Here is a 24,803-nt window from a genome sequence, read left to right on the forward strand (position 1 = left end):
TGTGCGCACCGGATCTGCCTGGCTGGTCCGATCGCATCGCTCCGATTCCAGAAGGGCATACCGCCCCATTCGTGCCGAGGAGGCCCATGACTACCACCCGCTTCGCAACGCATTCCCTGCTGTCCCGCCGTACGGCCATGACCCGCCTGCTGGCTGGCGGCCTGCTCTTGGGCACATCCGCCTGGCTGGCTGCGCCGCAGGCCTCTGCCCAGACGGTGAACAGCGGCCAGCTGGCGCAGGTCAGCCCGACCGCCCGCCTGGCCGGCAAGGCCCCGCCGAGCATGAAGCTGGACTATGCGCTCAAGGGCCGCGTGTCCCGCATTGGCTATAGCGCCAATGCCACGCTGGACTGGCGCCTCTCGGGCAACAGCTACACGCTCGATTTCACGGCGCGTGCTCCGCTGGTCAGCCGTACCCAGTCGAGCAGCGGCACGGTGGGGGCCAACGGCCTGCGTCCGTCCCGCTTTACCGACAAGTGGCGCGGCAAGACAAACAGCGCCAGCTTCCAGCGCAGCGGCTCTCAGGGCAGCATCAGCTACAGCAACGGCAACAGCGCTGCCGCCCTGCTGCCCGGCGCACAGGACCAGATCAGCGTGTTCATCCAGCTGATGGCGCTGATGGATGCCAACCCCGGCAAGTACGGCACCGGCCAGATCTTCGCCTTCCAGGCGTCGGATCACCGCCGTGCACCGGTCTGGCGCTTCCGCGTGCAGGGCAAGGAAACCATCGAGGCGGCCGGCCAGTCGTTCGAGGCCTGGCGCGTGCGCCGGGTGCTGGAAGATGGCGAAGACAAGCTGGTGGAAATCTGGCTCAGCCCGTGGAAAGCCGCCAATGGCAGCACCTACCACCTGCCGGTGCGCCTGCGCATCTCCGAAGGCCCGAACGATTACGCCGAGCAGACGCTCAAGGCACTGCCGAAACTCTGAGACCGACCGATGTGCGGTAGTTGACGGGCGGGCTGCGGGATGCAGCCCGTTCTGCCCTTGATTCAGGCCAATCCGCTACCATGTGGAGACCATGATGTACCAAGACCTGTTTGACCAGACTGTTTCCGGCATGCACACGCTGTATGACTCCGAGAGCTTTGTCGTGGTCCACATGCAGTCCAGCCCGCTACTCAGCGGGGCCGACAGCATTCGCCTGCAGGGTCGCGACCATCTGGCGCTGGCACGCAACGGCTTCGAGATCGTGGACAAGCGCTCCGGTCGCCACGTGTTCCTGGACGGCACCTGGGCCGAACTGTTCCAGCAGCAGATCGCTGCCTGGCAAGACAACACGCCGACACAGGAAGAAGTCGAGGACACGCTGGAAGATTACGCCGTGCTGGCCTGCAGCCCGGTACGCCTGCACTGAGCCGGCAGCACTCTCCCCTACAATAAGCGGCACGTGGCCCAGGGCCCGTGCCGTTTTTTCCTGTTCGCAGCGCCGCAACCCGGCCTGCCCTCCTGCATGAGCCATCCCTACATCCTCACCCTGTCCTGCCCCGACCGCATGGGCCTTGTCCACGCCGTGTCCGGCTTCCTGATGGAACAGGGCGGCAATATCGAAGAAGCCGCCCAGTACAACGACAGCCAGACCGGCCTGTTCTTCATGCGCGTGGGCTTTGTCTGCCCCGAGGCCGATGTGACGGTGTTGCGCACGCGTCTGGCCAGCTTTGCCGAGACTTTGGGCATGCAGGCCAGCCTGCATGCCAGGGCCCAGCCCATGCCCACGGTGATCCTGTGCAGCCGCCAGGGCCACTGTCTGAACGATCTGCTGTTCCGCTGGAAAAGCGGCCTGCTGGCGATCGACATCCGCGCCATCATCAGCAATCACCGCGATTTCTACCAGCTTGCTGCCAGCTACAACGTGCCCTTTCACCACATTCCGGTGCACAAGGACAACAAGCCGCAGGCCGAAGCCCGCCAGCTGGAAATCATCGAGAGCGAAGGGGCCGAGCTGGTGGTGCTGGCGCGCTACATGCAGGTGCTGAGCAACAGCATGTGCGAAGCGCTGTCAGGCCGCGCCATCAACATCCACCACAGCTTCCTGCCCAGCTTCAAAGGGGCCAAGCCCTACTACCAGGCGCATGACCGCGGCGTGAAGCTGATTGGTGCCACGGCACACTACGTCACGGCAGACCTGGACGAAGGCCCGATCATCGAGCAGGACGTGGCACGCGTGGACCACAGCAAGACGGTGGACGACCTGACGGCCATTGGCCAGGACACGGAAAGCCAGGTGCTGGCGCGTGCGGTGAAATGGCATAGCGAGCACCGCGTGCTGCTGAACGGGCAGCGTACGGTGATCTTCCGCTAGGCCAGCGCATGACGGGCCGCCCGGGCGGCCCGCCGGGGATCAGCCCTGGATGCGGTCGAGCGCGTCGCGCAGCTGGCTGACGGTACGCCCGATGTTGCGGCACTTCTCCAGACCGAACAGGCCAAGGCGGAAAGTGCGGAAGCTGTCCGGCTCGTCGCACTGCAGCGGCACCCCGGCCGCCACCTGCAGCCCCTGCGCACGGAACTTGCTGCCATTCTGGATATCGGGATCGGTGGTGTAGCTCACCACCACGCCCGGCGCCTGGAAGCCTTCGGCGGCCACGCTGGGGAAGCCGCGCGACTCCAGCAGCGCACGCACTTCTCGGCCCAGCTCCAGCTGCTGCTGGCGCAGCTGCTCCAGACCCTGGCTGCGCGCCTCCTGCATCACGTCACGCAGCGTCACCAGGGCATCGGTGGGCATGGTGGCGTGGTAGGCGGCAGCGCCTTTCTCGTAGCCTTCGGTGATTTGCGTCCACTTTTTCAGGTCGCAGGCAAAACTGCTGCTGGTGCTGGCCTCGACCGCCTGGCGCGCGCGCTCGCTCAAACCGATCATGGCCGCGCACGGCGTGCCGCTCCAGCCCTTTTGCGGTGCCGTGATCAGCACATCCACGCCGGTGGCCTGCATGTCGACCCAGATCGCGCCGCTGGCAATGCAGTCCAGCACCATCAGGCCACCGTGGGCGTGCACGGCCTCGGCTACCTGGCGGATGTAGTCATCGGGCAACATGATGCCGCTGGCGGTTTCCACGTGCGGTGCAAACACCACGGCCGGCTGTTCGGCGCGGATGGTGGCCAGCACCTCTTCCAGCGGAGCCGGTGACCAGGGGGCCTGGGCACTGCCGTCCACCGGGCGCGCCTTGGCTACCAGCACGTCCTGCGCGATGCGGCCGGTGTCCAGGATCTGCGTCCAGCGGAAGCTGAACCAGCCGTTGCGCAGCACCATCACCTTCCGGTCATGGGCCAGCTGGCGTGCCACGGCTTCCATGCCGTAGGTACCGCCGCCCGGCACGATGGCCACGCTGTGCGCGCCATAGGCCTCGCGCATGCCGGCGATGATGTCCTGCATCACACCGACAAAGCGCTGCGACATGTGGTTGAGGGCGCGATCGGTATAGACCACGGAAAATTCCAGCAGTCCGTCGGGGTCCACGTGGGGCAGCAGTCCGGGCATTGTCTCTCTCCTGTCGGTATCGGTTGGGGGTGCCTGCCGCCATGCGGACGACGGGTCACCTGGCACCTCATGGGGTGCCGCTTGAAGTAGCAGCCAACACTGTACACTGCCTGTCATGCTTTCCGGAGTCCTGTTGTCGATCACCGCTTCGGTGTTGTTTGGCGCGCTGTATTACTACGCGCTGCTGCTGCATCCGCTGGATGCGATGCAAATCCTGGCCTGGCGCATGGTGCTGGGCCTGCCCGTCATCACGCTGCTGGTGTACCTGCTGCGCGCCGGCCCGGCCGTGGCGGCGCTGTGGCAGCGCATGCGTCGGCAGCCCGGCGTGCTGGTCGGCATGCTGCTGTCGGCCTCGCTGCTGGGCCTGCAAATGGGTCTGTTCATGTGGGCGCCGCTGCACGGCCAGGCGATGAACGTGTCGCTGGGCTATTTCCTGCTGCCGCTGTCGCTGGTGCTGACCGGAAGGCTGGCCTATCGCGAGGTGACGAGTCCGCTGCAGCAGCTGGCGGTGCTGCTGGCCGCGATCGGGGTGGCGCATGCGCTGTGGCGCAGCGGCGGCCTGCACTGGAGCACGCTGCTGGTACAGCTGTACGTGCCCTATTTCATGCTGCACCGCCGCCTGCGCGTCAGCGGCCTGCCCGCCATCTGGACCGAAACCCTGCTGCTGCTGCCGCTGGCAATCTGGTGGCTGGCCGATGGCCAGATCCTGCAGCAACTGGCAACACGGCCGCTGCTGTGGCTGCTGCTGCCCCTGCTGGGCATACTCAGTGGCGTGGCGCTGGGCAGCTACCTGATGGCCAGCCAGCGCCTGCCGCTGGGCCTGTTCGGGCTGCTCGGCTATCTGGAACCGGCGCTGCTGTTCGTGGTCTCGCTGCTGGTGGGTGAACGCATGCTGGCCAGCGACCTGTGGACCTACGGCCCGATCTGGCTGGCGTTGCTGGTGCTGGGACTGGAAGGCCTGCGCCGCTGGCGCGCTCAGCCAGCCGCCGCCGGGTAAGCGCGGCCACCAAAGATGGCGGTACCGATGCGCACCAGCGTGCTGCCCGCCGCCACGGCCTGTTCCAGATCGGCGCTCATGCCCATGGACAGCGTGTCCCAGCGCGGCAGCGCCAGTTGCGCGCCCAGCTGTTCGAACAGCTCCCGCGTGCGCAGGTGCACCGCCAGCGTCTGCGCGGCATCGGCATAGGGCTCGGGAATGCTCATCAGACCACGCAGTTCCAGCCCGGGCAGCTCGCGCACCGCCAGGGCCAGCTCCAGCACCTGTTCCGGCAGCAGCCCGCTCTTGTTGGCACCACCATCCATGTTGACCTGCAGGCAGAGTTGCAGCGGGGCCTTGTCGGCATCGCGCTGACGGCTCAGGCGCTGGGCAATATCGAGCCGGTCCAGGCTGTGCAGCCAGTCGAAATGCGCGGCCACCTGCCCGCTCTTGCGACTCTGCAGCGGGCCGATGCAATGCCATTCCAGCGGCTGGCCTGCCAGTTCGCCCATCTTGGCCACCGCCTCCTGCACATAGTTTTCGCCAAAGGCCAGCTGGCCGGCCGCAGCAGCCGCGGCCACGGCAGCCGCCGGGAAGGTCTTGGACACCGCCAGCAGGCGCACACTGCCGGGCGCACGCCCGGCCTGCGCCTCGGCTGCGGCGATGCGCACGCGCACCTGCTGCAGGCGCGTGGCGATGGAATCGGAATCGGGGGTACTCATGGAGCGTGATCGTAGCAGGCGCAGCGGCGTGTTGCCAGTTTGCTGCAGCGCACCAGCAAGACTGACAAACTGCGACAAAACGGGTATTTGTCACGCCTGTGGCGCTCCGCTTCGCCACCCTGTCATCTGCCATGTCTACGATAGCGCCATACACATTTCAAGGAGGAATCCCGCATGAATACGGAAGCCATCTGGACTTTCATCACCACACAGGGCATCGATTTCCTGTTCAAGCTGCTGGCCGCGCTGGCGATCTGGATCATTGGCCGCTGGGTCATCAACAAGGTTGTCGGCTTCATCAGCCGCAGCATGCAGCGCGCCGGCAAGATCGACGCCACGCTGGGCCGGTATCTTGAATCCATCATCGGCGCACTGCTGACGCTGCTGCTGATCCTGGCCATCCTGGACGTGTTCGGCGTACAGACGACCTCGTTTGCCGCCCTGCTGGCCGGTGCCGGCCTGGCGATCGGTGCGGCCTGGAGCGGCATGCTGGGCAACTTTGCCGCCGGCCTGTTCATGCAGGTGCTGCGCCCGTACAAGGTCGGTGACTTCATCGCCGCCGGCGGTGTCACCGGCACCGTGAAGGAGCTGGGCCTGTTTACCACCACCATCGTCACCATGGACAACGTGACCACCGTGGTGGGCAACGGCAAGGCCTTTGGCGACAACATCCAGAACTTCAGCGCGCTGCCGGTGCGCCGCGTGGACTGCGTGGCCAAGGTTGCCAACAGTGTGAATCCGCTGGATGCCATCGCCCGCCTGAAGCCGGTGATTGCCGCCATCCCCAACGTGGCTGCCGAGCCGGCTCCGGACATCGAGATCCTGGAGTTCACGCCCGAAGGTCCGAAGCTGTGCGTGCGCCCCTACACCCACACCGACCACTACTGGCAAGTCTATTTCGATACGCACAAGGCGATTGTCGAAACCTTTGGCGCAGCCGGCTACCCGGTACCGGAAACCCCGGTCGCCATGTCCCAACGCGCCGCGCTGCCGAACTGATCTGCCGCGATTTGCGCATGCCGGCCCGATGACGGCCGGCCTTGCCCCGTGTAGCCTGACTGCACGGGGTTTTTTGCATTCAGTCGCAGAAAGTTTATCACTATAATTAATTCTTTTGATTTAATTATGATGATGCACTCCCTGCTGCAAACCCTGCTCGACCAGCAGGCCTCCGATCTGCACCTGTCGGTCGGCGAACCGCCGCTGCTGCGCATCGATGGCCGGCTGCAGCGGCTGGCCTTGCCGGTACTGGATCAGGCCGGTCTGCAGCAGCTGGTCCAGCCGCTGCTCGATACCTCGCGCGCACAAGCCTGGCTGCAGGGCGGCGAATGCGATGCCGGCATCGGTCTGGAAGGCCTGGGCCGATTCCGCCTGCACGCCTTCTGGCAGCTGCGCGGGGCCGCCGCCGCCATCCGCCGGCTGCCGCAACAGCCCCCCACGCTGGCCGGATTGGGGCTGCCGCCGCAGCTGGGCGACTGGGTGCTGCGCCCGCACGGTCTGCTCCTGGTCTGCGGTGCCACCGGGGCCGGCAAATCCACCACCCTGGCGGCGCTGGTCCAGCATCTGGCCAGCCAGCGCCCCTGCCACATCCTCACGCTGGAAGATCCGATCGAATTCGTGCACCCGCCCGGCCAGGCGCTGATCCAGCAACGCGAAATCGGTCGCCACTGCAGCGGCTTTGCCAGCGCCCTGCGCGCCGCACTGCGCGAGGACCCGGACTGCCTGCTGATCGGCGAGCTGCGCGATGCCGACACCATCCGGCTGGCCCTCACGGCCGCCGAAACCGGCCACCTGGTACTGGCCTCGCTGCATGCCGGCACACCGGAACGCGCCGTGGACCGGCTGATCGATGCCTTCCCGGCTGGCGACAAGGAGCTGGTGCGTGGCATGCTGGCCGATACCCTGCTGGCGATAACGGCCCAGGTACTGTGCCGCCCTGCCAGCGGCCAGGGCCGGATCGCCGCGCTGGAGCTGCTGCACGCCACCCCGGCCATCCGGCACCAGCTGCGCGAAGGTCGCAGCAGCCAGCTCTATTCGGCGATGCAGACCGGTGCCCGACATGGCATGCAAACGCTGGACCAGCAGCTGCAGCAACTGCTGCTGCAACAGCGCATCACGCTGGCAGAAGCCCGCTGCCATGCGCGATTTCCGGAGCAGCTGTGCGGCTGAAACCCGGTGCTGGTTTACCATCGGACGATTCCCGTCTCCATCCGATTCAGCAAGGAAGCCCCATGTCCAGCATCCAGCCCAAGAGCTATTCTCCCTGCCGCCCGCACCGCGTCGCCTTTCTCGGCCTGGGCGTGATGGGCTTTCCCATGGCCGGCCACCTGCAGCGTGCCGGCCACCAGGTCACCGTCTACAACCGCACACCGGCCAAGGCCTCGCAGTGGGTACTGGAGTTTGGCGGCCAGCTGGCTGCTACCCCGTGCGAAGCGGCACAGGGCGCCGACATCGTGTTCTGCTGCGTCGGCAATGACGATGACCTGCGCAGCGTGGTGCTGGGCGACGACGGTGCCCTGGCCGGCATGCCGGCCGGTGCGGTCCTGGTCGATCACACCACCGCCTCGGCCCAGGTGGCGCGCGAGCTCGATGCCGCCGCCCGGGCAGCCGGCCTGCATTTTGTCGATGCCCCGGTATCCGGTGGTCAGGCCGGCGCACAGAACGGCCTGCTGACCGTGATGTGCGGAGCCGCCGAAGCCGATTACGCCCGCGTCGCCCCGGTGATGGACGCCTTTGCCCGCGCCTGCTCGCGCATGGGCGAAGTCGGCGCCGGCCAGCTGACCAAAATGGTGAACCAGATCTGCATCGCCGGCCTGGTGCAGGGCCTGGCCGAAGCGGTGGCCTTTGGCCAGAATGCCGGCCTCGACATGCCGCAGGTGCTGGACGCCATCGGCAAGGGCGCGGCACAAAGCTGGCAGCTCGACAACCGCGGCAAGACCATGGCCGAAGGCCGCTTCGATTTCGGCTTTGCCGTGGACTGGATGCGCAAGGATCTGGGCCTGGTGCTGGACGAGGCGCGCCGCAATGGTTCGCTGCTGCCGGTCACGGCGCTGGTGGACCAGTTCTATGGCGATGTGCAAAAGGCCGGCGGCAACCGCTGGGACACCTCCAGCCTGATCACCCGCCTGAAATAAGCTGCCACCCCCATGTTCCGGCACACGGTTCGCCTGCTGCTCTGGCTGCTGGGTGCCATTTCGCTGGCGCTGGGCCTGATCGGCCTGTTCCTGCCGGTGCTTCCGACCACGCCCTTCGTGCTGCTGGCCGCCTTCTGCTGGGCACGCGCCTCGCCCCGGCTGCACCACTGGCTGCGCACGCATCCGCGCTTTGGCGCCCAGGTGCGCGCCTGGGACGAACACGGCGCGATTCCGCGACGCGGCAAGTGGCTGTCGCTCGTCATGATGGCGCTGTCCTGCCTGCTCGTGCTGTCGCGGCTCTGGGCTACCCCGCATCTCTGGCTGGCCCTGCTGATGGCCCTGATCTGCCTGCTGGTCGGCATCTGGATCTGGCGCCGGCCCGATGCCTGAGTCGCACCGGGCAACGGCGGCATGACCGATAATGGCCCTATTGCCGCCACGCGCGGCCTTTCCTGTTGCAGTCTTCCATGAGCACCACTTCCATCACCCGCTTCCTCACCGGCATCACCACCACCGGCACGCCGCACCTCGGCAATTACGTGGGTGCCATCCGCCCCGCCGTGCAATCCAGCCTGCGTGATGATGTCAGAAGCTACTACTTTCTGGCCGATTACCACGCGCTGATCAAGTGCGATGACCCGGTGCGCATCCAGCGCTCCACGCTGGAAATCGCCGCCACCTGGCTCGCCGCCGGCCTGGACCCAGAGCGCGTCACCTTCTACCGCCAGAGCGACATCCCCGAAATTCCCGAACTCACCTGGCTGCTGACCTGCGTCACCGGCAAGGGTCTGCTGAACCGCGCCCACGCCTACAAGGCCTCGGTCGACAAGAACACCGAAGCCGGCCAGGAGCCGGACGACGGCGTGACCGCCGGCCTGTTCATGTACCCGGTGCTGATGGCCGCCGACATCCTGATGTTCCAGGCACACAAGGTGCCGGTCGGCCGCGACCAGATCCAGCACATCGAGATGGCGCGCGACATCGCCAGCAGCTTCAACCACCTCTACGGCAAGGACCTGCTGGTGCTGCCCGAAGCGGTGGTGGACGAACAGGTGGCCCTGTTGCCCGGTCTGGATGGCCGCAAGATGAGCAAGAGCTACGACAACACCATCCCGCTGTTCGTGCCGCAGGCCGAGCTGAAGAAGCGCATCCTGTCCATCGTGACCGATTCGCGTGCGCCCGGCGAACCCAAGGACACCGAAGGTTCGGCCCTGTTCCAGATCTACCAGGCCTTTGCCACGCCGGAAGAAACCGCCACTTTTGCCCGGGCCTTTGCCGACGGCATCGCCTGGGGCGAGGCCAAGCAGATGCTGTTCGAGCGCATCGACCGCGAAATCGCCCCGATGCGCGCGCGCTACCAGGAACTGATGGCGAATCCGGCCGAGGTGGAACGCATCCTGCTGGCCGGCGCCCGGAAGGCGCGTACCGAAACCACTCCTTACACGCGCGAGCTGCGTGCGGCAGTGGGCCTGCGCAGCTTGGCATCCATACATGACGCAGTCGCCGAAGGAAAGGCCAAGAGCACCGGCAGCGCCGATGCCACTGTAATTCCTCCTCCGCCGGTGTTCAAGCAGTACCGCGAGAAGGACGGCCAGTTCTACTTCAAGCTCAGCGCCGCCAACGGCGACGTGCTGCTGCAGAGCAAGGGCTACGCCAATCCGCGGGATGCCGCCGGCACCATTGCCGCCCTGAAGCAGCAGGGTGCGGCCGCGCTGGCGGGCGTCATGGCGCAGCTGGAAGCACTCGACAGCGCGCAGCAGCAGGTGGCCGAAGCGGCCCTGCAGCAGCTGCTGGAAGCTGCGCAGGACTGAGCTGCGCACGGCATCCCGTCCTACGCCGGACCGGGATGCCGCCTGATGTCCCGGCCATGCGCCTCCCGGCACACTGGAATCAACTGCTGCGGACCTGCTGCAGTGTCCAGACACCAAGGAGGATCATCATGTTGAAGTGGGCCATTATTTTTGCCGTGATTGCACTGATTGCCGGTGCACTGGGTTTTGGCGGCATTGCCGGAGCTTCTGCCGGTATCGCCAAGGTACTGTTCATCGTGTTCCTGGTGATCGCCGCCGTGATGGTGCTGGCCGCCGTGCTCGGTGGCAAGGCCGTGAGCCGGGCGATCAAGTAACAGGCACCTCGGTGCCGACACCGGCGCACATGCAAAAAGGCCCTGCAGGCTGACCTGCAGGGCCTTTTCCATTCGGGCAGCCGTTGTGCTTACGGCAACTCGCCCTTGCGCCGCTTCTCGAAGAAGTCGTGCGTCTCTTTCACCACCACGCCGGACAGCAGCACCAGCGCAATCAGGTTGGGCAGCGCCATCAGGCCGTTGAACACGTCGGAGGCCGACCAGACCAGATCCAGGCTGAGCACGGTGCCGGCCATCACCGAGGCCACGTAGACCATGCGGTAGGGCAGCACGCCGCCATCGCCCACCAGGTAGGTGGCGCATTTTTCACCGTAGTAGCACCAGCCCAGGATGGTGGAATAGGCAAAGAACACCAGACCAAAGGTCACGATCCAGCCCCCCACACCCGGCAGCATCTGGTTGAAGGTGGTGGTAGTCAGGGCCGCGCCGGTCTGGCCGCCGGTGTACATGCCACCCATCACCAGCACGATGCCGGTAATGCTGCAGACGATGATGGTGTCGAGGAAGGTACCGGTCATGGACACCAGCGCCTGGCGCACCGGATGGTCGGTCTTGGCTGCCGCCGCCGCGATCGGCGCCGAGCCCATGCCGGCCTCGTTGGAGAACACGCCGCGTGCCACGCCGTAACGGATCACCGTGCCCAGCGCACCGCCGGCCACCGCCTCGCCGGTAAAGGCATCGGTCAGGATCAGCTGCAGCGCCGGGAACAGCAGGTCCAGATGCAGCGCAATCACCACCAGACCGCCCAGCACATAGCCCACCGCCATGATCGGCACGATGGCGGAAGACACCTTGGAGATGCTGCGGATGCCGCCCAGGATCACCAGACCGGTGAACACCGTCAGCACCACGCCGGTGATCCAGGTGTCGATGGCGAAGCTGGTATGGATCGCCTGCGCCACCGAGTTGGACTGCACCGAGCTGCCAATGCCGAACGAGGCCAGCACGCCAAAGATGGCAAACAGCACCGCCAGCCACTTCTTGCCCAGGCCGCGCTCGATGTAGTACATGGGGCCGCCGGACATCTCGCCCCTGGAGTTGGTCACGCGGTACTTGACCGCCAGCACGCCCTCGGCGTACTTGGTCGCCATGCCGAACAGCGCCGTCATCCACATCCAGAACACGGCGCCGGGACCGCCGGCCACCACAGCCGTGGCCACACCGGCGATATTGCCGGTACCGATGGTGGCCGACAGCGCCGTCATCAGGGCGCCGAAGTGCGAAACGTCACCTTCGTGATCGCCGCCATCCGCGCGCTTGGCATGCGGTGTGAAGGCCTGCCTGAGCGCGAAGCCCAGCGTGGTGAACTGCAGCAGCTTCAGGCGGATCGTCAAGAACACCCCCGTACCCACCAGAAAGGTGAGCATGGGCACGCCCCAGACATATCCACCGGCTGCATCAAAAAAGCTCTTGATGGCTTCCATTCCTGATCCTTCCCATTTGCAACAAAATGCTGCAAATAATAGCAGGACGACAGAAGCCAGCCGAGTCTGCTACGCGGCGAACGACCGTTTTTTTGTAACAGCCGCCGTGCGGCTCAGCGGCGACGGCCGCCCAGGCGGCGCGCATTGGCCACTGCCCGGCCATGCACCGGCTTCATGCCGCTGCTCATGATGTCAAGCATCGATTTCTGCCATTGCTCGGACAGCTGGGCGTTGCCGGCCCAGGGGTGCATCCAGTTGCCCGGACGGGCAAACGCACCCATCCAGGTGCTCATCATACGGAACTGGGACTGCATCGCCTGCAGGCCCATGGCCTGCCAGGATTCGGAGAATGCCGCCACCTTCTCCACGTACATGCGATTGAATTCCTGGAGATCGTCGGCACGCGGAGCGATTCCGGAGGTGGCCATGCGACCAACGCGATGGGCAATCACCTGCGGGGTAGCTGCGGAGAGTTGCGCGGTCTGGCGCGCCAGTTGGTTGACCTTGCGCTGCGTGGCTGGGGACATGATGCGTTCCGTTTCTGCTGGAGGGAATGGAAGGATTTTCCTTGACTCTCTGCAGGTCGATCTGTCGGCTGTCAAACACCCTTGTGGCAGGACAGCCATTCCATCTTGCGGCGACAGTCGGCCTGTCACATCATGCTGTCCGGTCCATTCACTCCGGATCGCCCTGATGCGACACGCAAAGAATAAGGGATTTCCCTAGACCCAGGGGAGATTGCATGCGTCAAAGTCACGAATCTGTGGATTATTTGGGGGTGAATCCCCTGCAGAAGTTGTAATACAGTAACACCCATAGGCTGCTGCACGGCAGCATCCCGTTTTTTGCATTGACCGCATCGTCGGAAAGGAATCTTCATGACCACGCCACGTACCCAGGCCCATCAGCTGCAAGTCGCGACCCCGCTGTACGATTTCATCACCGGCCAGGTGCTGCCCGATCTGGGCATCGCGCCCGAAGCCTTCTGGCAGGGCCTTGACCAGCTGGTGAACGACCTGGCCCCGCGCAATGCCGCCCTGCTGGCCGAGCGTGACCGTTTCCAGGCCGAACTCGACACCTGGCACCAGGCCAACCCCGGCCCGATCCGCGACATGGCCGCCTACCGCCAGTTCCTGGAGCAGATCGGCTATCTGGTGCCGCAGCCCGCCGACGTGAAGATCACCACCGCGAATGTCGATGACGAACTGGCCGTGCAGGCCGGCCCGCAGTTGGTGGTGCCGATCATGAATGGCCGCTACGCGCTCAACGCCGCCAACGCGCGCTGGGGCAGCCTGTACGATGCCCTGTACGGCACCAATGCCATCCCCGATACCGATGGCGCCGAGCGTGGCAAGGGCTACAACCCCAAGCGTGGCGAGAAGGTCATTGCCTTCGCCCGCAACTTCCTCGATCAGGCGGTGCCGCTGGCCGGCCATTCGCATGCCGACGCCTCGGCCTATTTTGTCAAGGACGGCCAGCTGCAGGTGGCGGTCAAGGGTGGCCAGGTGGCCAGCCTGCAGGATCCGGCCCAATTCGCCGGCTACCAGGGCGATGCCCGCGGCCCGTCCAGCATCCTGCTGCAGAACAACGGCCTGTACATCGATATCCGCATTGACCGCAGCACCCCCATCGGCCAGACCGATCTGGCCGGCGTGAGCGACGTGGTGGTGGAATCTGCCGTGTCCACCATCATGGACCTGGAAGACTCCGTGGCCGCCGTCGATGCCGAAGACAAGCTGCAGGGCTACAGCAACTGGCTGGGCATTCTGCGCGGTACGCTGACCGAAACGTTCGAAAAGGGCGGCCAGCAGCTGACGCGCGGCCTGAATCCGGACCGCATCTACACGTCCGCCAACGGCAAGGACGAGCTGCGCCTGCATGGCCGCTCCATGCTGTTCGTGCGCAACGTCGGCCACCTGATGACCAACCCCGCCATCCTGTGGGGCCCCGAAGGCAAGGAAATCCCCGAAGGCATCATGGACGCCGTGGTCACCACCGCCATTTCCATGCACGACCTCAAGGGTCTGGGCAAGGATGGCCTGCGCAACTCGCGCAAGGGCAGCATCTACATCGTGAAGCCGAAAATGCATGGCCCGGCCGAAGTCGCCTTTGCCAACGAGCTGTTCGGCCGCGTGGAGCAGCTGCTGGGCCTGCCCGACAGCACCGTGAAGCTGGGCATCATGGACGAGGAGCGCCGCACCAGCATCAACCTGCAGGCCTGCATCAACGCCGCCCGCAGCCGCGTGGCCTTCATCAATACCGGTTTCCTCGATCGCACCGGCGACGAAATGCACACCGCCATGCAGGCCGGCCCCATGATCCGCAAGGGCGACATGAAGGGCAGCGCCTGGATCCAGGCCTACGAGAAGAACAACGTGCTGGTGGGCCTGGCCTGCGGCCTGCGCGGCAAGGCGCAAATCGGCAAGGGCATGTGGGCCATGCCCGACCTGATGGCCGAAATGCTGGAGCAGAAGATCAACCACCCCAAGGCCGGTGCCAACACCGCCTGGGTGCCCAGCCCCACCGGTGCCACGCTGCACGCGCTGCACTACCACCAGGTCAACGTGGCCGCAGTGCAGCAGGAACTGGAAAAAATCGATGCCGCCGCCCTGCGCGATGACCTGCTCACCGGACTGCTGACCGTACCCGTGGCCAGCAACCCCGAGTGGAGCGCCGACGAGAAGCGCCAGGAAATCGAGAACAACACCCAGGGCATCCTGGGCTACGTGGTGCGCTGGGTCGACCAGGGCGTGGGCTGCTCCAAGGTGCTGGACATCCACGACATCGGCCTGATGGAAGACCGTGCCACGCTGCGCATCAGCAGCCAGCACATGGCCAACTGGCTGCGCCACGGCATCGTCACCGAACAGGAAGTGCGCGATACCTTCGAACGCATGGCCGCCGTGGTGGACCAGCAGAACGCCGGCGATCCGCTGTACCAGCCGCTGGCCGGCAACGCCGCCACCAGCTTCGCCTACCGTGCGGCGCTGGATCTGGTGTTCAAGGGCATGGAGCAGCCCAACGGCTACACCGAGCCGCTGCTGCACCAGTGGCGCCGTGAGCTGAAGGACGCCCAGTCCTGAGCCTGACAAGTCCCCACGCCCAAGGGCTGGCAGTTTGTCATCTGCCAGCCCTTTTTCTTGATTGTTACAAATAGCCTCCAGACAGGCCGGTACGACACTTGCCCTGCCCATTGGTCACAACCGCTTGCACCTTTACCGGCTGCGACAGCCCACAATGGGCACAGACACAAGGAATTCAACAACTACTCCCAAAGGAGGATCCATGAAAAAGAGTCGCATCATGCTGGCCATCGGTTCTATCGCACTGGCCGGTGCTGTCACCCTGCCCACCGCCATGGCACTGCCCGCCATGCCGGGCAGCAACGGTCCCATGTTCCAGGCCTACGACCTGAACAACAATGGCTCGCTGGATCGCAACGAGTACACCCGCATGCGCAATGACATGATCGCCAACTCGGCCCAGGGCGATGCCAGCGCCTTCCCCGACTTTGCCGCTGTCGATACCGACCGCAATGGCCGCATCTCGCACGAAGAGCTGATGCAGATCCGTCCGGGCATGGCCCTGCGCGGAGCCGGTCAGCGTGGTGCCGGCATGCAGCCGGGCATGATGGCCGGCCAGCGTGGCGGCATGGCACGTGCACAACCCGCCTTTGCCGACATGGATGCCAACCAGGACGGCTACCTGACCCAGGACGAGCTGGATACCTTCCGCCAGAACCGCATCAAGCAGCGCGCCGATGCCGGCGGTCAGCTGCGCAACGTGGGCAAGAACAGCCAGTCCGGCCTGCTGCAAAAATACGATGCCGACAAGGATGGTCGCCTCAGCGAAGCCGAGTTCAACCAGTTCCGTGCCGACCGCATGGGCCAACGCAGCGGCATGCGCGGCAAGCAGGGAAAAATGGGCCAGATGCGCGGCACCCCGGTCACCTTTGCCGACCTGGATCTGAACAAGGACGGCAAGATCACCCCGGCCGAAGCCCGTCAGGCACAGCAGCAACGCATGAACGCGCGCATGCAGGTCAACGCCGAACAGCGTGAGCAGCGCCAGAACGCCTGGTTCCAGTTCCTGGACAGCAACAAGGACGGCAGCATCAGCCAGTCCGAGTTCGACGCCATGCAACAGCAGCGCCGCGGCCCCGCCCGCTGACCCGACTACCGGGGCCGGCGCCCCGGAACACTTCCGGCACAACAGACAAGAATGCCGGAAGCCCCTCTCACAGCAGCCTCGCCCCTGTCACGCCCACGCGTACGGGGGCTTTTTTTGCCCGGAAAACGGCCTCAGGAAGTGGTCTGGCCGGCTGCACGCACGCGCTGCAACAGGCCTGCCAGCGCGATCTGCACGGTCTGCGCCCGCACCTGCGCCCGGTCACCTGCCAGCAGATGGTGTTCACCAAAAGTCCGGCCAGCGACCTGCCAGCCGAACCAGACCGTACCTACCGGCTTGTCGGCAGTGCCGCCGCTAGGGCCGGCGATACCGGTCACCGACAAGGCCACCTGCGCTGCCGAGTGCTGCACGGCCCCCTGCGCCATGGCGACAGCCACCGGCTCGCTGACCGCACCATGCGCGATCAGCAGCGATTCCGGCACGCCCAGCATCTGCTGCTTGGCCAGATTGGAATAGGTGACGAATCCGCGCTCGAACCAGACACTGGAGCCGGACAAATCCGTACAGGCAGCCGCGATCAGGCCGCCGGTACAGCTTTCTGCCGTGGCCATCATCCAGCCACGCTGTTGCAGAACCTGCGCCAGGGACTGGCACAGGCTGGCGGCAGCATCAGGCACCGACATCACATGTTGGAGTCAGGCACGACACCTGCGTTCTTCTCCCAGCGGCTCTTGCAGGCCACGCAGTGCTGCGTCGGCGGTTCCAGCTTGAGGCGCTCGAAGGGAATATGGCAGCCACACTCGTCGCACTGGCCATAGGCTCCGGCCTCGATACGGGCCAGCGCCGCCTCCACGCGGGTCAACTCCACCTCGCCCCGGTCGCTCAGCGCCAGGTCCACCTCGCGGTCGGAACTGTGCTGGCGCTCCACGCTGCCGCGCGTCTGGATGATCTCGCGGGCGTGTTCGGCACGGGTCTGGCCGTCGCGCACTTCGTGCAGACGACCTTCAATCTCGGCCTTGCGCTGTTCCAGCAGGGTCTTGAGTTCCTGGAGTTGCGCTGCGGTGAGGGGCTTGCTCATGGATGCTCCTTCTGTATCGTTATGCATACAACGGATGTCCCCAGTGTACGCTGCTTTGCAGAAGAAAATACGGGCTGTGCCACTGCCGGATCAGGCCGTGATCACGCCTCCGCCCAGACAGACCTCGCCGTCATACAGCACCGCACTCTGCCCCGGCGTTACCGCCCATTGCGGCTCGGGGAATTCCAGCTGCAGCCTGCCGTCAGCCAGCAGGGCGGGCGTGCAGGCGGCATCCTGCTGGCGGTAGCGTGTCTTGGCGGTAAAGCCGGCGGGCGATTGCGCTGTCACCGGCGGCTTGCCGGCACACCAGCTCAGGTCATCGGCCACCAGACGCCGGCTCAGCAGCCAGGGGTGGTCATGCCCCTGCACCGCATACAGGGTGTTGCTTGCCATGTCCTTGCGCGCCACGAACCAGGGCTGGTGCTCGCCACTACCGCGCTGCGCGCCCTTGGCCTTGATGCCGCCAATGCCCAGTCCCTGGCGCTGGCCCAGCGTGTAGAAACTCAGGCCCATGTGCTCGCCAATCTGGCGCCCCTTCTCGTCCCTGATCGGGCCGGGCTGGCTTTGCAGGTAGCGATTCAGGAATTCGCGGAACGGACGCTCGCCAATAAAGCAGATGCCGGTCGAGTCCTTCTTCTTCGCGTTCGGCAGGCCGACTTCCTCGGCAATGCGCCGCACCTCGGTCTTGGGCAGCTCGCCTACCGGGAACATCGCCTTCTGCAGTTGCGCCTGCGTCAGGCGGTGCAGGAAATAGCTCTGGTCCTTGGTCACGTCGCAGCCCTTGAGCAGCTCGGTCAGTCCGGTAGACGCATTCTGGCGCACGCGCGCATAGTGGCCGGTAGCGATCTTCTCGGCCCCCAGCCGCATGGCATGGTCCAGAAAGGCCTTGAACTTGATCTCGGCATTGCACAGCACGTCGGGGTTGGGCGTGCGGCCGGCCTGGTACTCGCGCAGGAATTCGGCAAACACGCGGTCCTTGTAGTCGGCGGCAAAGTTGACATGCTCGATCTCGATGCCGATCACGTCGGCCACGGCAGCGGCATCAACGAAATCGATATTCGAAGAACAGTACTCGGTATCGTCGTCATCTTCCCAGTTCTTCATGAAGATGCCCACCACCTCATGCCCCTGCTGCTTGAGCAGCCAGGCGCTCACGGCAGAGTCCACGCCACCACTAAGGCCTACCACAATGCGATGTTTTGTCATTGGCGTATTATCCTAGAAGGTAGCCCTTTCTGCAGCCAGCCGCCTCTTGTGACCGTGCGCTGGCTTGACACAACACAAGACCGTCCAGAGCCCAAGCTGGTAGTCTCCCGCCATTCTGTTTTCCCGGATCGACATGCAAGTCCCTGCCCCCTCTCCCTCCCTGCCCACCATGGCCGAAGCCAGTGCCCTGGTCGAGCGCCTGCGCGAAAAAGCCACCGCCTCCGGCCTCAAGCTGTGGAGCCTGGCCGGCAAGTCGCTGCTGCCGGTGGTCCAGGGCGGCATGGGCGTGGGCGTTTCAGCTGGCGGTCTGGCCGGCACCGTGGCGCGTCATGGTGCCATCGGTACCATTTCCTCGGTAGACCTGCGCCGCCTGCATCCCGACCTGATGGAGCAGACCCAGCACCTGGAAAAGTCGCGTGATGTCGATCACGCCCGTGCCGTCATCAACGATGCCAACAGCGAGGCCCTGCGCCGCGAGATCGCCCGCGCCCGCGAGCTGTCCATGGGTTTTGGCCTGGTCGCCGTCAACGTCATGAAGGCGATCAGCGCCTACGCCTCCAACGTGCGGACCGCCCTCGAAGCCGGTATCGATGCCGTGGTCGTCGGCGCCGGCCTGCCGCTGGACCTGCCCGAACTGGCCAAGGAGCACCCCAAGGCCAAGCTGATCCCGATCCTGTCCGACGCCCGCGGCGTGCAGCTGATCATCAAGAAGTGGGAAAAAAAAGGTCGTCTGCCCGATGCCATCGTGATCGAGCACCCGCGCCTGGCCGGTGGTCACCTGGGTGCCGCCAAGATTGCCGATCTGGACGACCGCCGCTTCGACTTTGACGTGGTGCTGCCGCAGGTCTGCGAGTTCCTGCAGAAGGCCGGCTACGAGAAGGACATTCCGCTGATTCCCGCCGGCGGCATCAACTCGCTGCAGGACATCCTGCACCTGCAATCGCTGGGCGCCAGCGCCGTGCAAATGGGTACCGCCTTTGCCGTCTCGCGCGAAAGCGATGCCGCCCTCGCCTTCAAGCAGGTGCTGGCCAATGCCGGCCCCGAGGACGTGGTCGAATTCACCAGCGTCGCCGGCCTGCCGGCGCGCGGCGTGCGCTCCCCCTGGCTCGAAAAGTACATCCGCATCGAGCCCAAGCTCAAGGCCGTGGCGCACGAAAAACGCTGCAACATGGCGTTTGACTGCCTGACCCACTGCGGCCTGCGCGACGGCAATGCCGAAGTCGGCCAGTTCTGCATCGACAAGCAACTGGCCGAAGCGCAAAAGGGCGAAGTCGGCAAGGGCCTGTTCTTCCGCGGTGCCGGCGTGTTGCCTTTCGGCAACCAGATCCGCCCGGTCGAAGACCTGCTGAGCTGGCTGGTCAGCGGCGAACGCCCGGCTGTTACGGCCTGATACAATCCGCTTTCCCGCAGCCCCGCTCGCGAAACACAAGCGGCTCAAGGGCTTGCGGCGGAATGCTGATTTATCAGGCATTTCCCCGATCGGCCAAAGCCCCCCAAACAGGCTAAACTGAACTGATCGACGCGGCATGCTGCCCCTGCAGGACACAACGCACAAAGCCCTCCAGAGGCTACAAGAACATCCCCCTGCACACCGGACCAGCATGCCGTTTCCCCTTGTACATCCCCAACCGAATTGCTCTTGATGTCTGCCATGGATACTCCTGCACGCCACCCCCTGTCTGCCCTCGAACTGCCCGAACAACCCATCAGCAAGGACGTGATCCAGGAGAAGTACTGCAAGGCTGGCGAGTCCAGTGCAGACGAGATCTACGCCCGTGTGGCACGCGCGCTGGCCGGTGCCGAAAAGCCCGAACTGCGCGCCGAGTGGGAACAGAAATTCCTCGACAACCTGCGTGCCGGCGCGATTGGCGCAGGCCGCATCATGAGCGCTGCCGGTACCGACATCCAGGCCACGCTGATCAACTGCTTCGTGCAGCCGGTGGGCGACTGCATCCAGGGTTTTGACGACGAAGGCTTCCCCGGCATCTACGAGGCGCTGCGCGAGGCCGCCGAAACCATGCGCCGTGGCGGTGGCGTCGGCTACGACTTCTCGCGCATCCGCCCCAAGGGTGCCCAGGTCAAGGGCACGGCCAGCATCGCTTCCGGCCCGTGCAGCTACATCAACGTGTTCGACCAGAGCTGCTCCACGGTGGAAAGCGCCGGTGCGCGTCGTGGCGCACAAATGGGTGTGCTGCGCATCGACCATCCGGATGTGCTGGAATTCATCACCGCCAAGCGCACGCCCGGCCGCTGGAACAACTTCAACGTTTCGGTCGGCGTGAGCGATGCCTTCATGCAGGCGGTGACCGACGGCACCGACTGGGAACTGGTGCACAAGGCCAGACCCGGCAAGAAGGTGATGGACGCCGGCGCCTACCAGCGCGATGACGGCAAGTGGGTCTACCGCAAGACGCCGGCGCGCGATCTGTGGAACACCATCATGCAATCGGCCTACGACTTTGCCGAGCCAGGCATCCTGTTCATCGACCAGATCAACCGCGACAACAACCTGAACTACTGCGAGGACATCGCGGCCACCAACCCCTGCGGCGAACAGCCGCTGCCGAGCTACGGCTGCTGCGACTTGGGCCCGGTGATCCTGACGCGCTTCGTGCGCCACCCGTTCCATGTGGGCGGCACCGCCAGCTTCGACTTTGACGCCTTCGAGAAATCCGTGGCGATCCAGGTGCGCGCCCTCGACAACGTGCTCGATGTCACCTTCTGGCCGCTGGAACAGCAGCGCGAGGAAAGCGCCGCCAAGCGCCGCATCGGTGTCGGCTTTACCGGCCTGGGCAACGCGCTCAACATGCTGTGCCTGCGCTATGACCGCGAGGAAGGCCGCCAGATGGCCGCCCGCATCGGCGAGCGCATGCGCAATGCCGCCTACCGCGCCTCGATCGAACTGGCCAGGGAAAAAGGCCCGTTCCCCAAGTTTGACGCCAAGGCCTACCTGGGTAGCGACAGCTTTGCCAGCCGCCTGCCGGCCGACATCCGCGCCGACATCAAGAAGCACGGCCTGCGCAACAGCCACCTGCTCTCCATCGCGCCCACCGGCACGGTGAGCCTGGCCTTTGCCGACAACGCCTCCAACGGCATCGAACCGGCCTTCTCCTGGACCTACACGCGCCGCAAGCGCGAAAGCGACGGTTCCACCAGCGAATACGTGGTGGAAGACCACGCCTACCGCCTGTACCACGCGCTGCACGGCCAGGACGCCCAGCTGCCCGAGTACTTTGTCTCCGCCCTGGAAATGAGCGCCGCCGACCACGTCGGCATGATGCAGGCAGTGCAACCCTTCATCGACACCTCGATTTCCAAGACGGTCAACATCCCGGCCGACTACCCCTACGAGGACTTCAAGGACCTGTACCACCACGCCTGGCGCGCCGGTCTGAAGGGTCTGGCCACCTACCGTCCCAACAGCATCCTGGGTGCCGTGCTGGAAGCCACCCCGGCCAAGAAGGAAGAGGCCAAGCCGGCCGCTGCCGAAGCTGCCGCCGTAGCGGTCGATCCGATGCGCGTGGTGATCGAGAGCCGCCCCAAGGGTGCCCTGAACGCCGTCGCCGAGAAGATCGAGTACTGGACCCAGGAAGGCAAGCAGCGCCTGTACCTGATCGTGTCCTTCATGCCGATCAAGACCGATGACGGCCACGAGATCGAGCGCGCCATCGAGTTCTTCATGCCGGTGGGCCAGAGCAGCGAATCGCAGCAGTGGATCACCGCCACCATGCGCTCGCTGTCGCTGGCGGCACGCGGCGGCTTCCTGGACCGCGCGCTGGACGATCTGCGCAAGGTCAGCTGGGACCGCGGCCCGGTGCGCCTGGGCACCTATGCCAAGGCCGACGGCACGCTGGTGCCGCGCTGGCACGATTCCGAAGTGGCAGCGATTGCCTACGCGCTGCAGAACCTGATTGCCGAACGCAGCCAGATGGAACTGCCGCTGAGCGATATCGATGCCCCCTCGCCCAACCACACGCCCGACCTGATGGCGCAGCAGCAGAACCTGCTGCCGGTGATGGCCGGCAAGAAGTGCCCCGAGTGCGGTGCGCATGCCATGATCCGCAAGGATGGCTGCGACTACTGCACGCAGTGCGGGCACATGGGCAGCTGCGGCTAAAGCCTGATCTGCTCCCGGGCGGTGCCAGCCGCCTGCCGGAAGGCCACCTGCGGGTGGCCTTTTGCATGGCGCTAGACTGCGCCCTGACGCAGCGCCAGGGCCTGCGCCATCACGCGTTGCCGCAGCTGCGGCAGCAGACCCAGCGCAAACAGCAGCTCCACCACCACGAACAGCGGCCCAATGGCCAGCCCCATCACGTCATCGACAAAGGCCGGCTTGCGCCCTTCCCAGACATGGCCAATGAACTGGATGATCCAGCCCAGCACAAAGCCTCCCACGCCCAGCAGCAGCCAGAGCGTGGTGGTTTGCCCCGCGGCCCAGCTGCCAAAGGCCACGCAGACCGCCAAGAACAGCACCATCAGCAAGCCGATACGTCCATCCAGCAGCAGGTAGTACAGCCCCGCAACCAACGCCACCAGATGCATCAGGCTGAAGAAGCCCGTCAGGGGCACGCGTGCCAGCAAGGCGGCCACAGCCAGCACGATCAGCGGAATGCCGACAAAGTGCGTGGCCACATTGCGTCGGTCCAAGTGGTAGGACGCGTATTGGGACAGCTGTTCTTCCAGGGATCGCATGGGGAAACTGCGCCAGCCTGCAGGGACAGGCCTTGATGCCAGCATGCTAGCAAGTCCGCCCGCCGGCAGGAAGAGGGCTGGCCCCACCCCGGTCACCCGGAGCATGGCCCTGCCAGGCAGCGGACTTCCCCTTGGACCGGCCGAGTTGCGGGTATCCTAGAGTCTTGTACCCGAGGACTGCCCCATGATCATCTCCAGCCTGCTCGACACCGATCTCTACAAGTTCACCATGATGCAGGCCGTGCTGCACCAGTTTCCCGGGGCGCAGGTGGAATACAAGTTCAAGTGCCGCTCGGCCGGGGTGCAGCTGACGCCGTATCTGGACGAGATCCGCGACGAGATCGTGCAGCTGTGCCAGCTGCGCTTTCGCGAGGACGAACTGGACTACATGCGCAGCCTGCGCTTCATCAGCAGCGATTTTGTCGATTTCCTGGCGCTGTTCAAGCTGAATGACAAGTACGTCACGCTGACCCCGCTGGACAACGGCGAGATCGACATCCGCATCCGCGGGCCGTGGCTGCACACCATCCTGTTCGAGATTCCGATCCTGGCCATCGTCAGCGAGGTCTATACCCGCAACACCTCGCCCGGGCTGGACTGGAGCGAGGGCCGCCAGCGGCTGCAGGACAAGCTGGACCTGCTGCAGCAACACCCGGGCGTGAAGGTGGCCGATTACGGCACGCGTCGGCGCTTTTCCGGTGCCTGGCAGCGCGAGGTGCTGGAAACCATGCAGGCCCGCCTGGGCACCGACAGCGACAGCCAGTTCACCGGCAGCAGCAACGTGATGTATGCCAAGGAGCTGCATCTGCGCCCCATGGGGACCATGGCGCACGAATACCTGCAGGCCTGCCAGGCGCTGGGGCCGCGCCTGCGCGACAGCCAGAAGTTTGCCTTCGAGAAATGGGCGCAGGAATACCGTGGCGACCTGGGCATTGCGCTATCGGACGTGTACGGCATGCAGGCCTTCCTGAACGATTTCGACATGTATTTCTGCAAGCTGTTCGATGGCGTGCGCCATGACAGCGGCGACCCGTTCACCTGGGGTGAGCGCATGATCGCGCATTACGCTGCCAACCGCTGCGATCCGCTGACAAAATTGCTTATCTTCAGCGATGGCCTGACGATTCCGCGCTGCATCGAGATCCACGACCGTTTTGCCGGCCGCTGCCAGACCGCGTTTGGCGTGGGCACCAACCTGATGAACGACCTGGGCCCGGCACCGCTGCAGATCGTGCTCAAGATGGTGCGCTGCAACGACCAGCCGGTGGCCAAGATTTCCGACACGCCGGGCAAGACCATGGTGGAGGACGAAGGCTATCTGACCTATCTGCGCCAGGTGTTCAACCTGCCGGCCGACGCCCGCTGAGGAGCGCACGATGTACGGCTGGGCCTTGCTGCTGCATGTGCTGGGGGCCACCATCTGGACCGGTGGTCACCTGATTCTGGCGCTGACCATTCTGCCGCGCGTGCTGCGCGAACAGGATGTGGCAGGCTTGCTGAAGTTTGAATCGGCCTATGAACGCATCGGCATGCCGGCGTTGCTGGTGCAGGTCATCACCGGTTTCTGGATGGCAATGCAGCTGCAGCCCGACCACAGCCAGTGGCTGGCGTTTGACAACCCGGTCACGCGGCTGATCGGCATCAAGCTGTTCCTGCTGCTGACCACGCTGGCGTTTGCGCTGGACGCCCGCTTTCGCGTGATTCCCCGGTTGCACCAGCCCGGCAAGCTGACCGACATGGCCTGGCATATCGTGCCGGTGACGCTGATTGGCGTGCTGTTCGTGGCCACCGGGGTTTCGCTGCGCACGGGCTGGCTGGCCTGAGGCCGCCCG

The 24,803-nt window shown here is 65.1% G+C and carries 24 protein-coding genes; 16 read left to right on the plus strand and 8 right to left on the minus strand.

Annotated elements, in window-relative coordinates; translation table 11 throughout:
• Nucleotides 1–86 precede the first annotated feature (86 nt).
• From C513_RS0104140 to purU, 3 genes are all read left to right on the plus strand, one after another.
• Nucleotides 87–926, plus strand: coding sequence for a DUF3108 domain-containing protein (locus C513_RS0104140; protein ID WP_026320526.1), 840 nt, complete (start codon nt 87–89; stop codon nt 924–926).
• A gap of 94 nt (nt 927–1,020) precedes the next feature.
• Nucleotides 1,021–1,353 (plus strand): BTH_I0359 family protein, encoded by a 333-nt coding sequence (locus tag C513_RS0104145; protein WP_018714772.1) that lies wholly within the window; start codon nt 1,021–1,023, stop codon nt 1,351–1,353.
• A 96-nt stretch (nt 1,354–1,449) separates the two neighbouring features.
• Nucleotides 1,450–2,298 carry a formyltetrahydrofolate deformylase gene (purU, locus tag C513_RS0104150; RefSeq protein ID WP_026320528.1) on the plus strand — a complete coding sequence of 283 codons (849 nt, stop codon included), beginning with the start codon at nt 1,450–1,452 and terminating at the stop codon, nt 2,296–2,298.
• Between the two features lie 39 nt (nt 2,299–2,337).
• Here the strand turns inward: purU and C513_RS0104155 are convergent, their stop codons facing one another.
• Entirely contained in the window at nt 2,338–3,468 is a 1,131-nt protein-coding gene (locus C513_RS0104155; RefSeq protein WP_018714774.1) for an aminotransferase class V-fold PLP-dependent enzyme, read from the minus strand.
• Nucleotides 3,469–3,601: 133 nt separating this feature from the next.
• Between C513_RS0104155 and rarD the strand changes: the two genes are divergently transcribed.
• Nucleotides 3,602–4,465 carry an EamA family transporter RarD gene (gene rarD / locus C513_RS0104160; protein ID WP_018714775.1) on the plus strand — a complete coding sequence of 288 codons (864 nt, stop codon included), beginning with the start codon at nt 3,602–3,604 and terminating at the stop codon, nt 4,463–4,465.
• Here the strand turns inward: rarD and C513_RS0104165 are convergent.
• Nucleotides 4,444–5,166: a YggS family pyridoxal phosphate-dependent enzyme gene (locus C513_RS0104165; protein ID WP_033394855.1), complete on the minus strand. Its 723-nt coding sequence runs from the start codon at nt 5,164–5,166 to the stop codon at nt 4,444–4,446. The two genes, rarD and C513_RS0104165, sit on opposite strands and share 22 nt — an antisense overlap.
• A gap of 174 nt (nt 5,167–5,340) precedes the next feature.
• On the opposite strand from C513_RS0104165, the gene C513_RS0104170 reads away from it, so the two are divergent.
• The 6 genes from C513_RS0104170 (at nt 5,341) to C513_RS0104195 (ending at nt 10,425) form a co-directional block, all read left to right on the plus strand.
• Nucleotides 5,341–6,165 carry a mechanosensitive ion channel family protein gene (locus tag C513_RS0104170; RefSeq protein ID WP_018714777.1) on the plus strand — a complete coding sequence of 275 codons (825 nt, stop codon included), beginning with the start codon at nt 5,341–5,343 and terminating at the stop codon, nt 6,163–6,165.
• A 126-nt stretch (nt 6,166–6,291) separates the two neighbouring features.
• The gene (locus tag C513_RS0104175) at nt 6,292–7,335 is read left to right on the plus strand and encodes a type IV pilus twitching motility protein PilT (protein ID WP_018714778.1); all 1,044 of its coding nucleotides are present in this window, start codon (nt 6,292–6,294) and stop codon (nt 7,333–7,335) included.
• Between the two features lie 62 nt (nt 7,336–7,397).
• Nucleotides 7,398–8,300, plus strand: coding sequence for an NAD(P)-dependent oxidoreductase (locus C513_RS0104180; protein ID WP_018714779.1), 903 nt, complete (start codon nt 7,398–7,400; stop codon nt 8,298–8,300).
• Nucleotides 8,301–8,312: 12 nt separating this feature from the next.
• The gene (locus tag C513_RS0104185; RefSeq protein ID WP_018714780.1) at nt 8,313–8,690 is read left to right on the plus strand and encodes a YbaN family protein; all 378 of its coding nucleotides are present in this window, start codon (nt 8,313–8,315) and stop codon (nt 8,688–8,690) included.
• A gap of 77 nt (nt 8,691–8,767) precedes the next feature.
• Nucleotides 8,768–10,111, plus strand: a complete 1,344-nt coding sequence (locus tag C513_RS0104190; protein ID WP_018714781.1) for a tryptophan--tRNA ligase — start codon at nt 8,768–8,770, stop codon at nt 10,109–10,111.
• Nucleotides 10,112–10,239: 128 nt separating this feature from the next.
• Entirely contained in the window at nt 10,240–10,425 is a 186-nt protein-coding gene (locus C513_RS0104195) for a DUF1328 domain-containing protein (protein WP_018714782.1), read from the plus strand.
• 89 nt (nt 10,426–10,514) lie between these two features.
• On the opposite strand, the gene C513_RS0104200 is transcribed toward C513_RS0104195, so the two are convergent.
• Together C513_RS0104200 and C513_RS0104205 are read right to left on the minus strand one after the other, a co-directional pair.
• On the minus strand, nt 10,515–11,867 hold the full coding sequence (locus tag C513_RS0104200) for an alanine/glycine:cation symporter family protein (RefSeq protein ID WP_018714783.1): 1,353 nt from the start codon (nt 11,865–11,867) through the stop codon (nt 10,515–10,517).
• 113 nt (nt 11,868–11,980) lie between these two features.
• Entirely contained in the window at nt 11,981–12,394 is a 414-nt protein-coding gene (locus C513_RS0104205) for a polyhydroxyalkanoate granule-associated phasin (RefSeq protein ID WP_018714784.1), read from the minus strand.
• Nucleotides 12,395–12,745: 351 nt separating this feature from the next.
• Here C513_RS0104205 and C513_RS0104210 point away from each other — a divergent pair, with 351 nt between their 5' ends.
• Both C513_RS0104210 and C513_RS0104215 read left to right on the plus strand, forming a co-directional pair.
• Nucleotides 12,746–14,950, plus strand: a complete 2,205-nt coding sequence (locus tag C513_RS0104210; protein WP_018714785.1) for a malate synthase G — start codon at nt 12,746–12,748, stop codon at nt 14,948–14,950.
• A gap of 202 nt (nt 14,951–15,152) precedes the next feature.
• Nucleotides 15,153–16,037: an EF-hand domain-containing protein gene (locus C513_RS0104215; RefSeq protein ID WP_018714786.1), complete on the plus strand. Its 885-nt coding sequence runs from the start codon at nt 15,153–15,155 to the stop codon at nt 16,035–16,037.
• A gap of 131 nt (nt 16,038–16,168) precedes the next feature.
• Here C513_RS0104215 and C513_RS0104220 read toward each other — a convergent pair whose 3' ends face one another.
• From C513_RS0104220 to mnmA, 3 genes are all read right to left on the minus strand, one after another.
• On the minus strand, nt 16,169–16,678 hold the full coding sequence (locus C513_RS0104220; protein WP_018714787.1) for a CinA family protein: 510 nt from the start codon (nt 16,676–16,678) through the stop codon (nt 16,169–16,171).
• Nucleotides 16,678–17,073 (minus strand): TraR/DksA family transcriptional regulator, encoded by a 396-nt coding sequence (locus C513_RS0104225; RefSeq protein ID WP_018714788.1) that lies wholly within the window; start codon nt 17,071–17,073, stop codon nt 16,678–16,680. Before C513_RS0104225 ends, C513_RS0104220 begins: the two co-directional genes overlap by 1 nt.
• Nucleotides 17,074–17,163: 90 nt before the next feature.
• Nucleotides 17,164–18,279: a tRNA 2-thiouridine(34) synthase MnmA gene (mnmA, locus tag C513_RS0104230; RefSeq protein ID WP_026320531.1), complete on the minus strand. Its 1,116-nt coding sequence runs from the start codon at nt 18,277–18,279 to the stop codon at nt 17,164–17,166.
• A 169-nt stretch (nt 18,280–18,448) separates the two neighbouring features.
• On the opposite strand from mnmA, the gene C513_RS0104235 reads away from it, so the two are divergent.
• Together C513_RS0104235 and C513_RS0104240 are read left to right on the plus strand one after the other, a co-directional pair.
• A complete protein-coding gene (locus C513_RS0104235) occupies nt 18,449–19,669 on the plus strand; it encodes an NAD(P)H-dependent flavin oxidoreductase (RefSeq protein ID WP_018714790.1) in 1,221 nt (406 codons plus the stop codon).
• 261 nt (nt 19,670–19,930) lie between these two features.
• Nucleotides 19,931–22,396, plus strand: a complete 2,466-nt coding sequence (locus tag C513_RS0104240; protein ID WP_018714791.1) for an adenosylcobalamin-dependent ribonucleoside-diphosphate reductase — start codon at nt 19,931–19,933, stop codon at nt 22,394–22,396.
• 71 nt (nt 22,397–22,467) lie between these two features.
• Here the strand turns inward: C513_RS0104240 and C513_RS0104245 are convergent, their stop codons facing one another.
• The gene (locus tag C513_RS0104245) at nt 22,468–22,971 is read right to left on the minus strand and encodes an Mpo1 family 2-hydroxy fatty acid dioxygenase (RefSeq protein ID WP_018714792.1); all 504 of its coding nucleotides are present in this window, start codon (nt 22,969–22,971) and stop codon (nt 22,468–22,470) included.
• A 184-nt stretch (nt 22,972–23,155) separates the two neighbouring features.
• On the opposite strand from C513_RS0104245, the gene pncB reads away from it, so the two are divergent.
• Together pncB and C513_RS0104255 are read left to right on the plus strand one after the other, a co-directional pair.
• Nucleotides 23,156–24,337 carry a nicotinate phosphoribosyltransferase gene (pncB, locus tag C513_RS0104250; RefSeq protein ID WP_018714793.1) on the plus strand — a complete coding sequence of 394 codons (1,182 nt, stop codon included), beginning with the start codon at nt 23,156–23,158 and terminating at the stop codon, nt 24,335–24,337.
• A gap of 10 nt (nt 24,338–24,347) precedes the next feature.
• Nucleotides 24,348–24,794, plus strand: coding sequence for a CopD family protein (locus C513_RS0104255; protein ID WP_018714794.1), 447 nt, complete (start codon nt 24,348–24,350; stop codon nt 24,792–24,794).
• Nucleotides 24,795–24,803: the final 9 nt, after the last annotated feature.

This window comes from Allobrachymonas chironomi DSM 19884 (assembly GCF_000374625.1).
Classification (GTDB): Bacteria; Pseudomonadota; Gammaproteobacteria; order Burkholderiales; family Burkholderiaceae_C; genus Brachymonas; species Brachymonas chironomi.

Excerpts from the sequence above, each read along its gene's own strand:
- C513_RS0104140 (WP_026320526.1), top strand. The coding sequence starts at position 87 with ATGACTACCACCCGCTTCGCAACGCATTCCCTGCTGTCCCGCCGTACG.
- C513_RS0104145 (WP_018714772.1), top strand. The coding sequence starts at position 1,021 with ATGTACCAAGACCTGTTTGACCAGACTGTTTCCGGCATGCACACGCTG.
- purU (WP_026320528.1), top strand. The coding sequence starts at position 1,450 with ATGAGCCATCCCTACATCCTCACCCTGTCCTGCCCCGACCGCATGGGC.
- C513_RS0104155 (WP_018714774.1), bottom strand. The coding sequence starts at position 3,468 with ATGCCCGGACTGCTGCCCCACGTGGACCCCGACGGACTGCTGGAATTT.
- C513_RS0104165 (WP_033394855.1), bottom strand. The coding sequence starts at position 5,166 with ATGAGTACCCCCGATTCCGATTCCATCGCCACGCGCCTGCAGCAGGTG.
- C513_RS0104170 (WP_018714777.1), top strand. The coding sequence starts at position 5,341 with ATGAATACGGAAGCCATCTGGACTTTCATCACCACACAGGGCATCGAT.
- C513_RS0104175 (WP_018714778.1), top strand. The coding sequence starts at position 6,292 with ATGATGATGCACTCCCTGCTGCAAACCCTGCTCGACCAGCAGGCCTCC.
- C513_RS0104180 (WP_018714779.1), top strand. The coding sequence starts at position 7,398 with ATGTCCAGCATCCAGCCCAAGAGCTATTCTCCCTGCCGCCCGCACCGC.
- C513_RS0104185 (WP_018714780.1), top strand. The coding sequence starts at position 8,313 with ATGTTCCGGCACACGGTTCGCCTGCTGCTCTGGCTGCTGGGTGCCATT.
- C513_RS0104190 (WP_018714781.1), top strand. The coding sequence starts at position 8,768 with ATGAGCACCACTTCCATCACCCGCTTCCTCACCGGCATCACCACCACC.
- C513_RS0104195 (WP_018714782.1), top strand. The coding sequence starts at position 10,240 with ATGTTGAAGTGGGCCATTATTTTTGCCGTGATTGCACTGATTGCCGGT.
- C513_RS0104200 (WP_018714783.1), bottom strand. The coding sequence starts at position 11,867 with ATGGAAGCCATCAAGAGCTTTTTTGATGCAGCCGGTGGATATGTCTGG.
- C513_RS0104205 (WP_018714784.1), bottom strand. The coding sequence starts at position 12,394 with ATGTCCCCAGCCACGCAGCGCAAGGTCAACCAACTGGCGCGCCAGACC.
- C513_RS0104210 (WP_018714785.1), top strand. The coding sequence starts at position 12,746 with ATGACCACGCCACGTACCCAGGCCCATCAGCTGCAAGTCGCGACCCCG.
- C513_RS0104215 (WP_018714786.1), top strand. The coding sequence starts at position 15,153 with ATGAAAAAGAGTCGCATCATGCTGGCCATCGGTTCTATCGCACTGGCC.
- C513_RS0104220 (WP_018714787.1), bottom strand. The coding sequence starts at position 16,678 with ATGTCGGTGCCTGATGCTGCCGCCAGCCTGTGCCAGTCCCTGGCGCAG.
- C513_RS0104225 (WP_018714788.1), bottom strand. The coding sequence starts at position 17,073 with ATGAGCAAGCCCCTCACCGCAGCGCAACTCCAGGAACTCAAGACCCTG.
- mnmA (WP_026320531.1), bottom strand. The coding sequence starts at position 18,279 with ATGACAAAACATCGCATTGTGGTAGGCCTTAGTGGTGGCGTGGACTCT.
- C513_RS0104235 (WP_018714790.1), top strand. The coding sequence starts at position 18,449 with ATGGCCGAAGCCAGTGCCCTGGTCGAGCGCCTGCGCGAAAAAGCCACC.
- C513_RS0104240 (WP_018714791.1), top strand. The coding sequence starts at position 19,931 with ATGGATACTCCTGCACGCCACCCCCTGTCTGCCCTCGAACTGCCCGAA.
- C513_RS0104245 (WP_018714792.1), bottom strand. The coding sequence starts at position 22,971 with ATGCGATCCCTGGAAGAACAGCTGTCCCAATACGCGTCCTACCACTTG.
- pncB (WP_018714793.1), top strand. The coding sequence starts at position 23,156 with ATGATCATCTCCAGCCTGCTCGACACCGATCTCTACAAGTTCACCATG.
- C513_RS0104255 (WP_018714794.1), top strand. The coding sequence starts at position 24,348 with ATGTACGGCTGGGCCTTGCTGCTGCATGTGCTGGGGGCCACCATCTGG.